This is a genomic window from Aliikangiella litoralis (genome assembly GCF_052495765.1).
This window is the reverse complement of the sequence record NZ_CP199292.1, coordinates 5,002,857-5,018,450: the sequence shown is the minus strand read 5'-3', so window position 1 is coordinate 5,018,450 and position 15,594 is coordinate 5,002,857. Positions and strand designations below refer to the sequence as shown.

Annotated in this window: 14 protein-coding genes; 6 read left to right on the top strand and 8 right to left on the bottom strand. The window is 36.5% G+C overall.

Annotated features, from left to right (window positions below; all coding sequences use genetic code 11):
* The first annotated feature begins 75 nt into the window (after window positions 1–75).
* Entirely contained in the window at window positions 76–390 is a 315-nt protein-coding gene (locus tag ACT5E3_RS20900) for a hypothetical protein (RefSeq protein WP_444995504.1), read from the top strand.
* 132 nt (window positions 391–522) lie between these two features.
* On the opposite strand, the gene ACT5E3_RS20895 is transcribed toward ACT5E3_RS20900, so the two are convergent.
* Together ACT5E3_RS20895 and ACT5E3_RS20890 are read right to left on the bottom strand one after the other, a co-directional pair.
* Window positions 523–1,746 carry a pilin gene (locus tag ACT5E3_RS20895; RefSeq protein ID WP_444995503.1) on the bottom strand — a complete coding sequence of 408 codons (1,224 nt, stop codon included), beginning with the start codon at window positions 1,744–1,746 and terminating at the stop codon, window positions 523–525.
* A 26-nt stretch (window positions 1,747–1,772) separates the two neighbouring features.
* A complete protein-coding gene (locus ACT5E3_RS20890) occupies window positions 1,773–3,872 on the bottom strand; it encodes an ATPase, T2SS/T4P/T4SS family (RefSeq protein ID WP_444995502.1) in 2,100 nt (699 codons plus the stop codon).
* A 110-nt stretch (window positions 3,873–3,982) separates the two neighbouring features.
* On the opposite strand from ACT5E3_RS20890, the gene ACT5E3_RS20885 reads away from it, so the two are divergent.
* Window positions 3,983–4,840 carry a hypothetical protein gene (locus ACT5E3_RS20885; RefSeq protein WP_444995501.1) on the top strand — a complete coding sequence of 286 codons (858 nt, stop codon included), beginning with the start codon at window positions 3,983–3,985 and terminating at the stop codon, window positions 4,838–4,840.
* A 752-nt stretch (window positions 4,841–5,592) separates the two neighbouring features.
* On the opposite strand, the gene ACT5E3_RS20880 is transcribed toward ACT5E3_RS20885, so the two are convergent.
* The 5 genes from ACT5E3_RS20880 to ACT5E3_RS20860 form a co-directional block, all read right to left on the bottom strand.
* Window positions 5,593–6,420, bottom strand: a complete 828-nt coding sequence (locus ACT5E3_RS20880; RefSeq protein ID WP_444995500.1) for a PPC domain-containing protein — start codon at window positions 6,418–6,420, stop codon at window positions 5,593–5,595.
* Between the two features lie 1,231 nt (window positions 6,421–7,651).
* Window positions 7,652–8,188: a hypothetical protein gene (locus tag ACT5E3_RS20875; protein ID WP_444995499.1), complete on the bottom strand. Its 537-nt coding sequence runs from the start codon at window positions 8,186–8,188 to the stop codon at window positions 7,652–7,654.
* Window positions 8,189–8,356: 168 nt separating this feature from the next.
* On the bottom strand, window positions 8,357–8,599 hold the full coding sequence (locus ACT5E3_RS20870) for a DUF2970 domain-containing protein (protein ID WP_444995498.1): 243 nt from the start codon (window positions 8,597–8,599) through the stop codon (window positions 8,357–8,359).
* Window positions 8,600–8,684: 85 nt separating this feature from the next.
* On the bottom strand, window positions 8,685–10,571 hold the full coding sequence (locus ACT5E3_RS20865; RefSeq protein WP_444995497.1) for a M14 family zinc carboxypeptidase: 1,887 nt from the start codon (window positions 10,569–10,571) through the stop codon (window positions 8,685–8,687).
* Window positions 10,559–11,674, bottom strand: coding sequence for a hypothetical protein (locus ACT5E3_RS20860; protein WP_444995496.1), 1,116 nt, complete (start codon window positions 11,672–11,674; stop codon window positions 10,559–10,561). Before ACT5E3_RS20860 ends, ACT5E3_RS20865 begins: the two co-directional genes overlap by 13 nt.
* A 202-nt stretch (window positions 11,675–11,876) precedes the next feature.
* Between ACT5E3_RS20860 and radA the strand changes: the two genes are divergently transcribed.
* Both radA and ACT5E3_RS20850 read left to right on the top strand, forming a co-directional pair.
* Window positions 11,877–13,247, top strand: coding sequence for a DNA repair protein RadA (gene radA, locus ACT5E3_RS20855; protein WP_444995495.1), 1,371 nt, complete (start codon window positions 11,877–11,879; stop codon window positions 13,245–13,247).
* A gap of 47 nt (window positions 13,248–13,294) precedes the next feature.
* Window positions 13,295–13,615 (top strand): hypothetical protein, encoded by a 321-nt coding sequence (locus ACT5E3_RS20850; RefSeq protein ID WP_444995494.1) that lies wholly within the window; start codon window positions 13,295–13,297, stop codon window positions 13,613–13,615.
* Between the two features lie 11 nt (window positions 13,616–13,626).
* Here the strand turns inward: ACT5E3_RS20850 and ACT5E3_RS20845 are convergent, their stop codons facing one another.
* Complete coding sequence (locus ACT5E3_RS20845) at window positions 13,627–14,001, bottom strand: PilZ domain-containing protein (protein WP_444995493.1); 375 nt, start codon at window positions 13,999–14,001, stop codon at window positions 13,627–13,629.
* Window positions 14,002–14,252: 251 nt separating this feature from the next.
* Here ACT5E3_RS20845 and ylqF point away from each other — a divergent pair, with 251 nt between their 5' ends.
* Both ylqF and ACT5E3_RS20835 read left to right on the top strand, forming a co-directional pair.
* A complete protein-coding gene (gene ylqF / locus ACT5E3_RS20840) occupies window positions 14,253–15,188 on the top strand; it encodes a ribosome biogenesis GTPase YlqF (RefSeq protein ID WP_444995492.1) in 936 nt (311 codons plus the stop codon).
* A 15-nt stretch (window positions 15,189–15,203) separates the two neighbouring features.
* Window positions 15,204–15,416 carry a DUF3820 family protein gene (locus ACT5E3_RS20835; RefSeq protein ID WP_444995491.1) on the top strand — a complete coding sequence of 71 codons (213 nt, stop codon included), beginning with the start codon at window positions 15,204–15,206 and terminating at the stop codon, window positions 15,414–15,416.
* Window positions 15,417–15,594: the final 178 nt, after the last annotated feature.

The following is a 15,594-nucleotide window of genomic DNA, read 5'->3' as shown; positions in this document are numbered from 1 at the left end:
AAGTACCAGACTAAGCATAACCAGAGCCAAGAGTTCACTAGTAACTCTGACAAGCGTTAAAAGCCAAAGGTTTCTATGAGCCCTGAACAGCTAATCGAAAGTATAAAGTTTGAGATTGAGAACCTTGTTTCTCTTTATTCTCAAGGAGCTAAAGATCAAACAGAAGTAGGATTAAAACTTGATTCGCTCGACATTAGCTCTGAGCTAAAGACTCAAGTTCTTGCATTGATTGAGCTGGCTATAAAAGAATCTACATATAACTTATTAAGTGGGCTTGAAGGTTCTAGCTCTCTAGCTGGAACTCAAGAAGCTTTTAATATCACAGATGAAAGTGGGAATGAGCTTTCTAGTGAACTGGACACAATATTCTATGAACAAGTCATGGAATAAGAATATTTATTTGTATTAAATTAAACTGCATTTTAGTGATCTGTCACCTAATGACTCAAGAAGGGGTACCCTCATAATCAACCCGATTGTTTTAATTATCTTTTTTATTTCTGCATTGACAAAAGCTAGGTATTACGGCTTTGTATCAAACGAATCCGGTAGATCTTCATAGGTTTTAGCTCTCATTTGGCCGGTTACCGGATCTTTAACACTATTATTCCAAGTTGGCCATGTATCTTTTGGGGGAACGGTTTTAAGGTTACAATTTTTACCGACACATGGGAAAACACAAAAAAAATGCTGATCGGATAAAACTTTAACATCGTAGTTTTTGCATCGCTTATCGCTCTGTATATTTTGAACCGCTTCATAAGCGCTTTTTGCACTTATACATTCCCGCTGAAGGTAACGAGAACCATCCGTTAAATTTTCGACTGTATTAGCAATAAAAGGCATTGACTGTGGACAACTTTCACCCTGTTTATAAGCTCGCTCACAAATAAATTTAGGGCCTCGACATACAATTCCTACCACTCCTGCCATAGTACAACTCAACAAATCGGTTTGTTTAGGCTCTTGGCCATCGGGGCATTTGGCAACGCAGTCATTTCCTTTCCGCTCAAAGCCTTGAGAGCATGAATTTGCATGATCTTTAACGATTGCAGATTGTTGTACATGTTGGGCGACAACTACTGGGGGCTTAACAATGTTTTCACAATTAAATGGTGGCTTAGTGTTATGTTTTTGCCCCGCAGCACATTTAGGCCGACACGCTTTAATAGCATTGGAACCAGAATTAAAAGTAAACGCCTCTTGTCCTGCCGGGCACTTTTGCGGCGAGGGAGATTTAGTTACCGCAACCAACGCATTGGTTGTTGCACCGCCGCTACCACGACAGACACCGGGCAAATATTTTTTTTCTACTGTATTGCTAATATCCATTCCGCTGTCTAACGGACTTTCACAATGCCATTGAATAACAGCACCATTAGCGTTAGCAACCAGATAAAAGGGGGTAACCGCTGGACCAAGACTTCCCAGATCCATCTGCACGTCAATATAACCTTGCTTATCGGGATCTTTTCTATCAGCATGCCAACCGATATATTTGATCATATCCGCATTGACAACTAACTTGATGCCCGCTTCATTGTTGTTTTTTGGCATGCGTCCGTTAATATCATAAAACTCTTCAATCTTGAGGCGAGTCGCATCTGCAAATTCAAAGCCTTCTGTAATTTTACTTCTGACTAAATAGTTTTCATAGGATATCCAGGCAAAAGAACCTAGAACACCAACAATAGTCACTGCAATCAAAATTTCGATTAAAGTGAAACCTTTTGAAGTGTTTTTCATAAAAACTCCATATCTTTTTATAAGTGCTATTGATGTAATACCTGCTGAATAGTTTGCTGTAAAACCTTACAATCAATTGGAAAACCTTCAACACAATGAACTTGATGTTCCAGTAAAATTTTATTGATATCAGGATGCTCATTATCAGTTAAGAATATTGCGGATAAACCAGACCAGGCTAATTCTCTACGTAGACTTTGTAACCACTCTATTCCATTCTCGGATGACAAACGAATATCAATGACCAAGGTAAAAATTTGACTATTTTTATGCAATAATTTATCTGCTTGTTGTGCATTTTCAGCTCGACAAAAGTGATAGTTGGTTTCTGCGTTAATCTGTTGATAGAGTTGATCATCTTCGGTCATAATCAATACTTCACTTGATCGGCGATTATAAGTGACTTGCAAAGATTCTATCTGAATGTCATTAATCGATTTACCATATAACTCTGCCAATTCTCTCCAAAAAACTAATCCCAATACTCGATTAATTTCTTCCGTCGTACTGAGACCAGAAACAATTAATTCAACACCATTCTCAGCCATTGGGCGATAGTTTTCACTTAGACAATTTTTTAATGAGTTCAGATCATGCTGTCCATTAATTAATGTTTCTCGCAACTGGGAAGTGACCTCTAACCTTTCTACTACAGGCACGCGTCCACTATATCCTGTATAATGGCAATGTCCACAACCAACTGCCCTTTTTCTCGGCTGCTCCTTGGTAATTTTGCGAAATTCATATTCCATTGCTGTTAATCGATCAGAAACCGGCTGTGCGCATTCAATGCACAACTTTCTAATTAAGCGTTGTGATACAACACCAATTAAAGAATCTGCAAGAATACTTTGTTCTATTCCCATATTCAGTAATCGAGGAATAGTGGTTAATGCATCATTGGTGTGCAAAGTAGATAAAACTAAATGCCCCGTCAATGCAGCTTGTGCTGCTATTTGTGCGGTTTCTGCATCCCTAATTTCTCCTACTAAAATCACATCAGGATCTTGTCGTAAAATAGATCGTAAGCTCTCCGCAAAACCTAAACCTTGCTTATTGTTGACATTCACTTGAGAAGTGCCAGGAAGCACATATTCAACCGGCTCTTCAATGGTAATAATATTAATATCTACCCGATTTAAATCTGAAAGTAAGGCATACAAAGTCGACGTTTTTCCCGACCCAGTTGGACCAGTCAGTAATACTATTCCGGCTGGATAAGAAACCATACGTTGCAATGCATGTTGCTCAACTAATGAGAACCCGCTATTTGCCAATGAAAAAACACGGTTTTGATTCAATATTCGAGCAACAATTCTTTCACCACCATGACTAGGTAAAATAGACATGCGTACATCATAATCTTTACCTTCATAAACAAGACGAATTCTTCCATCTTGAGCAATCATATCTTTAGCAGAATCCATTCCAGAGTGATTTTTAAAATAGCGAGACAAATTGCCTAATGTATTTCCAGGTATTGTTGCAATACGAACCAATACACCATCGACTCTAAAACGAATTATTCCACCACCAGCAAATGGCTGGATGTGAATGTCGGAAGCACTTTTATCTATGGCTGTACTTAAAATAACTTTAGCCAACCTGACAGTTTGTGTACCTGTATCAGAGTTTTGATTAACAAAGTCTTCTGATAAATTGATTGTATTCCGTTGATTAGAGTCGGTATCATTAATTCGAGAATAAAGACTGATTAAATAAGTATCTATCTCGTCAGGTGGCATAATCTCAAAGACAACCTGCCTGCCGGTAGAAAATTTGAGTTGCCTTTCCAGCTCATTGATGTTTGATGGATCACTTAATGCAATAATTAACTGATTACCTTCTTCTCTTACCGGAAGAATATTTAACTCTCTGCATTGCTTCTCTCGGATAAAACTGCGTGCATTAGAATCAATTAGTGTTTTGTCCACTAATGCAAGCCCACTATACTGAGCAACAGCATCTGCCAGTTCCATTTCACTGATATTAAAAATAGAACTTACTTGTAACCAAGCTTCGCTTAAATTATCAGCGACATGAAGTTTTTCTGGTATTTTCTGTTCAGAAAATTTAAACCGTGCCGCTGATAATAGCCAATGCTCATTTATACTTTTTCCATCCATAAATGGGCTATAATCCTTATATATTACAACCTATACTATTTTAATAGTATAGGCCGGATATAAAAAAAGATGATTATTTTCTTTACCATAAATTATTGAAGCGTAAACTAATGAGTTCTGACAACAACAGCTCTTCTAACAGCAAGGTAGATGATATTCAATCCTTCTCAAAGGAATTATTTTGTACAAAAAATCAGAAAAACAACAAACCCAATGGTAGCGGTACCTCTTCTAAAATAACGAAAAGAGATATTAATCAATTGGTCAATGATTGCTACTCGGATGATCAAAGCAAAGGTTACCATTCAAACCAAAAGACTAAACACACCAAAGTATCAATTAAAGAGATTATTTTTGAAAACATAGAAGATGACTCATCTAAAAGTCCTCAGAAAAAGCAAACAGCAAAAACACAAATAAAAAGCATTCAATCAGAAATAGAACAATTAACTCAAAAAGATATTACTCAAAAAAACTCTAATCAATACAAAAAGAAATCAAAAGTAAAAAGAAATAAAAACAAAAAAGGTTCGATAACACAGTTTATCAACAATCAAGCCAATAAACAAAGCAAAGATATAGAGTCTATCAACTTCATTTCTCTGGTAAAAAACAAATATTTTAATATTCTCCTAGCCCTTCTCTTTTTATTTTTTATCAGTACTTTAGTTTCACAAAAAAAAGAAAAGTCACCGAACTCAACTTCTTTAGAAAACCTAACGATAGCAATAGATACTTATTATCAAAAAAATGGATTTTTTCCCGACAAACTATCTAACCTACCTGAATTTCCTAAAAATGCAGTTGAGTGGCCAATAGAATATTGGAATATACATAATACAGATGGGCTAACAGAGTTCTTTTGGATTGCTTACGACAAAAATGATTACACCATCATTATGAGAAAGGACAACAAAGCCTGGATGTTTGAATATGGAAAATCAATTCGTTCAGTTCCCATCGATTAGCACTTATTTTCAATTTTATAAAAAGCAGAGACGTTAATGAAGGGGCCCAAGTAAAGTAGCCAATCACTTTTATTTTTTATAAAACTGATTGGAAAATTAGCCAATATAATTTGGTGTTTTTACTCAAATCGAACGTAATTTTGAGTACTTAGATATCATTAATTTTCAGCGATAGCTGATAACAGTCATGGAGTGGCTTTAGATTGGTTAAAGGTTAACTAAAAATCTGCCTTTACAGTTATCTTCCTTATTCGCTTTATGAGCTAAGTATTCATTGAGACAACGCATAAACCAGGAAGTATCAGTTAATCGTTTTCGCCATTCTTCAATGATACCTTGAGCAATTTCTTGAATTCTACAGCTTGTGGGTTCTTAAGGTATTGTTGAACGACTGTGGGTATTTGATAAATTCTCTTCCAACGTCTGATAATATTAGCTTCACTCCTATTATTTGCCTTATCCACATCTACTCAAAGTACCAGATGGTAATGGTTACTCATAACCGCATAGCTGGCGATTTCAATCGCAAAAGTACTAGCCAGATAAGCCAAGCGTTCAACAATCCAGTCTCTTCGGTACTCTTTTTTGGCCTTCTTAAGGTAGAGGTAATAACTACACCAGTTCTGACTTTTATTTGAAACTTATATTTTAGATGAAGCCAGAGCTGGTATATGAAATAAACGTTAACTATATAAATAATGGCTGATACATAATACTTACGTAATTAAATTTTATCTCAGCACTATCGGTTTTTATGGATATGTGGTTGCTTTTAACGTGAAATTCCTTGAGGTACGATACCCATAAACTCCGATATAGTAAAAGTCGCCTTCTTGACTCTGGTTTGTGAAAGTACATATTTCATCGTTACCCTCCTTGTAAGGACGACAGTCAAACTGTGATGCACTAACCTCTTCATTATAACGAACATATAAATCAACATCTCCCTCTCCACCAGAAGTTATAATATCAAACCTGTCTATGCTTGGATCTGCCTTTAGTTTGAAATATTTCCAGCTATTTGAAGCAAGATATTTAACATTAACGCTTTCTTCATAGAGTATTTGACCATCAGGTGGTGGTCCAGAGCCATCGGTAATAGTTGCGTATAAATTTACGCCTGAAAAACTACTAGATGCTTTGACTCGTATATAGTATTTTCCCTCCTTATTATAGAATACACACCTTTCTTGGTTTCCATCTTTATAAGGACGGCAATCGTAGCTAGTATCTGTTGGAATAGTCTCATAGCTAACATATAAATCGGCATCGCCAGTGCCATAATGTATACTAAAATAAGCGTCAACGGTATAAAAAGGCGCATTATATACATAGATAAGTTCTTCTCCTTTACTGGCACTTAAATTCTCAGCACTTCCATTTTCTAGCTCGATAGGAGCTGTCAAAGGTGTTTTTATGCAAGCACTGCTACCACATGAGCTGGTAGTGCTTTTAGAGTTCTGGGGATGTTTTTTGGCTTGGGTAATTGAAATATCATCTTTATAAGAGTTTTCTGATTCAACCGATATCGAAATAATAGCGGTTAATAGCAGTATTACTAATGTGATTAAATTTTTCATAATAACCTCCGAGTTTAAAAAAATTTAAGAATTTATTACCAATTGATTTTAATTGCTTGTTTTCTTCGTTTTCAATTCATTTACATAAATGCTACTTTTCGTGTTTTTTTGAAGTTTCTCAAAAAGTTGCTCTTCAGAAATATGTTATTGAAAATAAAATACCTTTCTTACTGGGGACAAGTAAAAAATAAATTGGATATAATTATCGCGAATTTATATAAAGGAGAAAGAGCAATAAGTACTGTCGCAACCTTGCCAGCATAAGTTAAATTCGTTTAATGTGGAAGTTTTTTTACAGGTTTAACCAAGAGGGGTTAGGTAAAATAGAGTGAAAAAAACTAGTTTGCTAGAACATAATTAAAAGTGACTAATTTTATTTGTTATTATGATTTTTAACTGACTGATATTTAACATTAATCTCTGTTTGAGACAGGGAGTGGTTAACACTTATTAGACGTGATTTGCTTATTTTATTGCTCACAAAAAAAATTAAAAATAATAAATTTAACGTTTCTTTTATATGGATTGTTGCAGTGTTTTGTATTTCCTTTAGGAGCTTCTTTGAGCGCTGCAAAGCAATGGGGAAAAACTCAGGCAATGAAGTAAAGTTCGTATAACTCATATGAGCCGTTCTCAAAGCAATAGACACAACTAATTTATTTCGATCACGCCTGTGACTGAATGCTCACTCAAAAGCATTTTCGTTTACTTCGTCTGTTGAGTTAGCTACCAAAGCAATCGTTTACAAAGAGGTGGGACATATTTCTTCTCTTTGAATTATATTGATTTGAGGATAAATAGAGCTTGCTAAATGAATGTAACAAGCAAAGAACAAATGAACACCCCCAATTAATATTAGTGAAGTGACACAATAAACTAAATTATCACTTTCAGAACAAAATCATCTAAAAGTCATGGAGACGTCAGGTATTTTAAAACGACTTTGCTTAAAGTCACAGCTTGTTAAATTATATTTAAGCGTTATGTGTAAATGCCCAGACGCTTGCATTTAATTGTTAATACAAATTATTAATAAAACACACAAGACTGCATAAGCGTTAAAGGTGGTGTACAGATAAATACGACTGGTTTTAATTTTAGTCTAGCCTGCCTGCCGGGTTATTAACCCGGCCTTGGTCTTGTGAAGTTAGGCAAGTATTTAATAACCATTTAAAAGTTGAAATGTAGTTAAATGGCCGTTTGATTATTAATGATATTCTATAAACTCATACTACATAATTTCAGCACTATTTTGCTCACGACTTTTTTTATCATACCGGACTTCTAATTCTACTGTTTTAAAAACTGAGTTATTTTTTAGTTTCATATAAAACTTGTATAAGTTTTCTTTTGAAAGTGGTGTTAGCTTATAAGTATTTGTTGCAAGTAAAGTTGACTGAGCTTCGGCCGTAATAGACTGAGACAATTGACGGTGTTCTTTTAATACTACAACAACTGAGTCACCTAAAGTGGCTTCTGTTTGAAGTTTATAATCATAAAGACGACTACCGGGTTTGAGTGGTTGATCAATGACACGCATTTTGCTGTCGTTAATTATTATATGACCTAATAAATTGGTTTTTGATATATCTATTTCTCGAACCGCCTTTCTTTGTGTGTTGTTATTAATGCTTTTGGGAGGAGGGTTTTCTTTAGTTTTTGTAGGCTGACTATTTGAGTTTTTGGGTTCTAAGGGGAGATCATCCGAACAAGCATTGGTTAATATTAAAGCCAAAGCTATCATTGATGTTTTAGTTATTGTATTCATATAAATATAACTCTAGTAGAGTATTGTCATTATGCGTAATTTACACTAGTAGACAATAAAAGTGCTATTACTCTTTTGAGATAAGTTAGCTGAAACTATTTCAAAAAAGTTGATAAATAATAAATTTAAAAGTAAAAAATTAGTGAATTTCTTTATTTTAATAGAAGGTTATTGTCCCGCATTTTCTAAAATTGAATTGACAATGCCAACTAATACTAAAATAAATACAACAACCATGACGACACCAACAAAAATATAGCTACCTATGTGACCACTTTCAAAATCTTGTTCTCGCTTTTGGTCACTTTGTACGCCAAACATTGCCGCGAGTACGCTTTGCATAATACTGAGAATACCTGGTTGTTTAGGGGGCTGTTTTTCAACTGATTTTGTGGTTTCTTGTTCTGACATAATAATCGTATTCGGTAATAAATATTACCAACATTTTACCATTGATATTTTAATCAAACCAGTAGTATTCTATTTCTATTGCAGTCTACCGGTTTAAATTGATTTTAAGGTTTATAAGTCTTACTAGAATTAAAATCATGATTCCCCAAATTGTTTCACTACCACCACCGCCTTTTTGGGGAGGTGGAGGTGTTGTCGGAGGAGAGACGGCTGTCGGATCATTAAAAGCGTCACTACCATCGTTAATGAGACGAATATTTCTATCAATGCCACCACTATCACCAAGGCTTCCATCAGTTGATTCGTATCCTGACCAAGCACCGTTAGACCAATCAACCACTGTAACGGGTGATGCATCTAATTGTTGGTTAGCCAAGTCTGTTACCTGAATGGCTAATTGAAATAATTTAGCATCAAATGTCAAAGAGGTATCTGGGAGGTTAAACTCAAACATATAGCTGTCATCTTTATAGTTAAGAAAACCATCGTTATTAGTATTAGGTTGATCAAGCCACTGACCATTCGCTACCGATATTGATTCTGAGTAGGCTTGATCGTCAGCCGCAAAGCCTTCAAGAGCAATGGTGGGCGCATTGCTAATAGTTAAACCCGGATACGGGGTAATTTGCCCATCAGTTCGCCAGCGCATTGGTTTATTAAACGAAACTCTAAAACGATAATTTACCCCTGACTCTAACACTGTATTGTCAGATTGCTGCCATTCTCTGTTGGTTTCAGAACTTGTTTGCCATTGCCCTAAAAAGATCGTGGAGCCATTATCTACACGCGTGATTTGAATTTGACAAATACTTGGAGGGCCTGCTTGCATGTAATAGCCTAAAATCGAAGCATTAGCCAATTCATTTCTCACTCTGTTTATTTCTGCTTCGGGCAAAATAAAACCGTCATGAGTGACGCCAAAACCGCCATATTGCGTTCCACCATTATTGCCTGGTTCAGTTTCTAAGGTATAAGCTGGAATTTGATAAGTATTTGCAAAATATTCATCAGTGGCACCAATGCCGGCACCGGCTGGAGATGGGCCGTATTGGTAACGGTTGTGATTAACGGCTCGCATTTTATTGGCGATTGAATCAGTAATGGCATTTCTACGAGTATTGGCTGTGTATGGAGCAAAATAAACTTGAGTAAAAGAGTGAGTATCAATATAAAATCTTAGTCGCCCATCTGCCAGGTTGGCTGCGGCTTGTAAAGCTTGTGTTGCTGGTTCAGAGGCTGGACTTGCACCGTGATGTACTATTGATGCCGAGCGACCAGATGAGCGCCCAGGACTAGTTGCCCAGTAAGGATTATTATTCCGGTTAAGATCAATACCCAATAAGTTATCATTTTCTGTTGCAAGATCGGTGTCGACGCCGCGCATATTTTTGCGGCGCATGCGACCATCTCTAGGCCAGTTGGCTCCATCATCTTGATCGGTGCTATACATTGCTTGATTAGGGTAACGTTGTGTTTGTTTAAAGCCACTGACATTGAGTACAGGGATTAAAATGATTTGGCTATTTTCTAATAAATACTGGTAGAAGCCTTGATCGTTTTGGTTGTTATAAAACCGTTCTAAAATACCTGTGACTACCTCGGGTGTTTGCCATTCGCGAGCGTGAATACCGCCGTTTTGTAGCATCGCAGGCTCTTTAATAAAATTCTCTGCCGTTACTGCATCTGCGTCACTTAAAATATAGGCCCAAATATTATCGCCTTCAATCGATTGGCCGATAATTTGACTGGTAACTGAATTTGAACTGAGAGCAATATCTTGGTGTCTTGCCAGCAAACTCGCATAATTTCTAAAGCCATTGACTGGTGTTTGCGATGCAACTGGTATTGGAACTGGGTAACCTAACGCAACCTCGTTTGGGTTTCCGGTAACATTTTCCGTATAAGTTAATTGTGTTGCACTCAGTGAAAAGCTTGCAAGTGCACTCATCAAATGAAATATCAATTTAGCCATGATGTGAGTTCCTGCGCTATTGCTGGTTTTAGTTTATTTTGTTGGAGTAATTCTCTTAACTTATTTTTACTGTAATCATTGGGTTGTAAAGATAATGCCAAAACTGAATTTTTCATGATTAAATCACTTTGCTGATTTATTGCAATATTTATTATTTGATCGACAAGTTGAGGTGTCATATTTTTTGCAAGTGCTTGAGCTGCGCTAGAGCCACTATAAGGGTTGCTGAGTTGCTTTAAAAAAAACTGTTGTTGCTGCGACTGAGCAATATCAAGTTGTTCTATTTGATTAATAGCAAGAGAGGTATAACTTTTTATGTTTGTGATTTCTTTTAATAATAAAAACAATTGTTCAGGTGGCCAAGACTTTGTTATTGAATATAAGTGATGATGCAATGTTAAGTTTTTGTCTTGCTCTAGTATTTTTACGATTTGAGCATTTTGCTGAGTATTAATGGCTAACGCTAGTTTTATTTCGTTATTGATTTCAGACTTTGAGAAACTCCAGTCGAGCAAGCTTTTTGATTCGCTATTAGAGAGTTTCTTTTCGATGAAAGAAAATATTTTTAATTGATCGTCTCCTGCATTGAGAAACTCATTGTTGAGTGCTAAAGCTGGATAATCTGCTTGTGTTATTTGTGTCAGTAGTTTAACTGACTTGAGGTAGTGTGAATGTTGCTTTAACTTTGCTTTTGCTGCTTCAGGGTAGGGGAAAGCTGTGATTATTTGCTGATGGTTACCATCATTGAGAGTGGTTTTTATTTGAGCAACTTCATTAGCGAGTTGTTGTAAAATAATGAGTTGCTCATTAGTTAACTGAACCTTAAGCAAGCTCACCAATTTCATATTCAAGTACTCTCTTCCGGTAATTGATAAATGAGTCTGGTTGTTAATTTGCTGAGTAATTTGCTGGCTTTTTAATAATTGATGATTGGTTGTTTGAGGAATAATGTTTAACTGCTCCGCTTTTTCTATTTCAATTTTGAGCTCAGTTGGGGATAAAACCAGTGAGCTATTATCACTAAAAGCATAAAAATTAAAGCTGGTTAAAATTAAAGCGATTAATGCAATCGGATAGTATGACTTTTTTGTATTTTTTTTCATATACACTCCTTTTATGTCCAAAGATGATTTAGACTGTAGCTCTTTAGAGCTGGGTCACTTGCATAATTATTAGTCTCAGGCTTTATAAGCATAAAGGGTCGTCAGAATAACTAATAGTGATATATTAGCAAATAAAGACAAACTTCGAAAAATTCAACATTTTAGGTTTCCTTGAACTAATAGCATAAAAGTAATAACGACTATGTCAAAAAATAAAATTCATTATGTTTGTAACGAATGTGGAGCTATATCGCCGAAGTGGTCTGGACAATGTGCTGATTGCGGACAGTGGAACTGTCTGGTTGAGCAAATAGAGGCTAAAAAAACAACTCAAAATGCACGTTTTGCTGGATATGCGGGTAGCGAGAAGACATTACAAAAGCTCAGTGAGGTGAAACATAGTGACACTGTTAGAATTGGAACCAGTCTGAGTGAGTTAGATCGTGTACTGGGTGGTGGGTTAGTTCCTGGCTCTGTAGTGTTGATTGGCGGTGATCCGGGAATTGGTAAATCAACCATTTTGCTGCAATCGATGTGTCATTTAAGTGAAACCTTAAATGCGGTGTATGTAACAGGAGAAGAGTCTGCGCAGCAGATTTCTATGCGAGCAAAGCGATTAGGTTTAAAAGGTGAACAACTGAATTTGCTTACCGAAACTCAGGTAGAAACCATTATTGCTACGGCACAAAATACTCAGCCGCAGGTGATGGTGATTGATTCAATTCAAACGATTTACACTGAGTTATTACAATCTGCACCGGGTGGAGTGGCTCAGGTTAGAGAAAGTACTGCTCAATTAGTCAGGTTTGCCAAACAAAAAAGCATAGCTCTGTTTGTGGTGGGGCATGTAACTAAAGACGGGGCATTAGCTGGACCTCGTGTATTGGAGCATATGGTTGATGCAGTACTCTATTTTGAAGGAGAACGCGATGGACGCTACCGAATTTTGCGTGCGGTAAAAAATCGTTTTGGTGCAGTGAATGAGCTAGGCGTATTTGCAATGACTGAAGAAGGTTTAAAAGAAGTGCAAAACCCTTCAGCGATTTTCCTTTCCCGCTACCAACAAGCGGCTGCGGGTAGTGCAGTAACCGTCACTTGGGAGGGCTCAAGACCTTTGCTGGTTGAAGTGCAAGCTTTGGTTGATGAATCTCATTTAGGTAATCCTAGAAGAGTAGCGGTTGGGCTAGATCAAAACAGATTGGCCATGTTACTTGCTGTGCTTTCTAGGCATGGTGGTGTTTTTTGCCATGATCAAGATGTATTTTTGAATGTTGTTGGCGGGGTTAGAGTGATGGAAACGAGTGCCGATTTAGCGCTTGTTTCGGCTGTTGTATCCAGTTTGCGTAATCAAGTTTTACCTCAGGATTTGATTGTTTTTGGTGAAATAGGACTTGCAGGAGAAATTAGGCCAGTACCCAATGGGCAAGAGCGAATTAAAGAAGCACGTAAACATGGTTTTAAAAGAGCAATAGTGCCTAAAGCTAATGCGCCTAAAAAGGCAGTAGAAGGTATTGAGGTAATCGGGGTTGCTCAATTGAGTGATGCGCTCACGGCGCTGAGTGAGATAGGTTAAAGATTTTTAATTAATTGAGATGTAAGTGATAAAAGAGGAATAGAAAGATGAAAAAAATATTATTGGTTTTAGGGTTATTGATTTCTACATCGGTTGTTGCTGGCAGTTCAACTGTACAAAATGCAAAAATTGTTAGTGTTGAGTTCTACGGCTCGCAGTTTACGGTGTATTTTGATAAACCTCATACATCGAAAGGTTGTGGACACCCCGGAGATGTTGTTGCTATGGATACTAGTTTTGAACCCGGTAAAGCCCACTATTCTTTCTTTTTGATGGCTTATTCTGCAAATAAATCAGTATCGGTAACAGTCACTGATACTAACTGTAGTGGTGATAGGCCTACGATTAGCAAAATTGTTGGGCACTAATATTTTTTTGCTTACTCATTATCGGTACAGAGAGCTGCAAACTCACGTTCAAGTAGTTCACTGTCCCCCAGGTTAAGTTCGACTAAACGCCTGAGGTGTGTAATGCTATCTAAGTCAATGTGGGTGCACATTAAGCCGAGCTTGAGATCCTGTTGATGAGCAAGTTCTAGTTCCATGGAGATAATTTCTCCATCTTTTTCTGAAGTTAGTGGAATATCCAGTTGATAACGTGAGCTGATTTCAACATCTGCCGTCTCAAGTAGATTAATCAAAGCGCCATGAAGCGATAAGTCTATGATTTCGCAGTCTAGCTTGCGTTTATCTGCATAAAAGGTCGCTTCGGTTTTAAAAGCCACCCGGTTGAAGTGTCTTCTTTCATCGGTCATGTATCACTCTCTTTGAACTTATTTTATTGGCAGCTATGACTCATTTAAATGTAGCACACTCACTCATATTTATCTGGTTAATTCCTGTATCAAGCTACTTGATAGACGCTGCATGCTAATATAAAGAGCAATAGACCATAAAAGTCTTAAGGTCATTAGTGATAATTAACAGGTTTTACTTACTCTCTTTGTTAATAATCTCTAAAATAGTACCTTTGAATTACACATTGTTGTTGAATGAAGAGAATAATATGGCCATTCAGTGGTATCCAGGGCATATGCATAAAGCTCAGAAAGAAATTAAGCAGGCACTGCCCGGCGTTGATTTGATTATTGAAGTGATTGATGCTCGTATTCCGTACAGTAGTGCAAATCCTGTGATAGCTGATTTGGCGAATAACCAAGGGTTAAGTAAACCAATTATCAAGTTAATGAATAAAACGGATTTAGCCGATCCCCAGGTAACACAACAATGGTGTAAATATTTAGAGTTACAACAAGGTGTAAAAGCTTTGCCTGTTACCGCACATAAACCTGAACAAGTAAAAAAAGTTATTGGGCTTTGTCGGAAGTTAGCGCCTCATCGGGTTGAAAAAGAGCTATCTGTTAGAGCGATGATTATGGGGATCCCAAATGTTGGAAAATCAACAATTATTAATCTGCTTTCCGGTCGAATTATTGCCAAGGTTGGTAATGAGCCTGCGGTTACTCAACGCCAACAAAGAATTGACTTAAGTGAAGGGGTGACTTTATTTGATACGCCTGGAATTCTCTGGCCTAAAATTGATAATCAAAATAGCAGTTATCGATTAGCTATTACTGGCGCTATTAAAGATACGGCATTGGAATATGATGATATTGCTTTTTATGCGATGGATTATTTATCAAAAAACTATTCTAAACATTTATTAGAGAAGTTTAAATTGGATAAGCTTGAAGAGCAAACGCTCGATACATTAGAAGCCATTGGGCGTATTCGTGGATGTTTGAGAACTGGAGGCAGAATTGATTTAGATAAAGTTTGTAAAATTTTAATTAATGAGTATCGTTCTGCTAGTTTAGGTGAAATTAGTTTAGAAACCCCAGAAATGATCGAGAAAGAGTTAATTGAGGTGGCAGAACTGCAAAGAGTAAAAGAAGAAAAAAAAGCCGCTCGTAAAAATAAAATTAAAAAGAAAAAACGTTAAGGTTTATAGTGATCAATGTTTGATAAACAAAACTTAGTGAAAATTGCTAACACATTAATGCCTTTTGGCAAATATAAAGGACAACGCTTAATTGATCTGCCCGAACCTTATTTAGTTTGGTTTGCACAACAAGGCTTTCCTAAAAACAACTTAGGAGAGCTACTTGAGTTGACTTTAGAAATTAAAATTAACGGTTTGGAAAAATTAATTGCACCGTTGAAAAACTAAACTTTAAATGAGCCTAGTTATCAAACTGTTGAAAATCAAGCTTATTCAAAGTTAATGTAAAATGAGGTGTATGTAGAGGGTACGTCATTGTAGACGTTGAGAAAAACTTCGACGGTAGACTGTGTTATTAAAAGACTCTTTTCTGAACGTGAAAAATAGGCATTAAAAAAACAGGTTA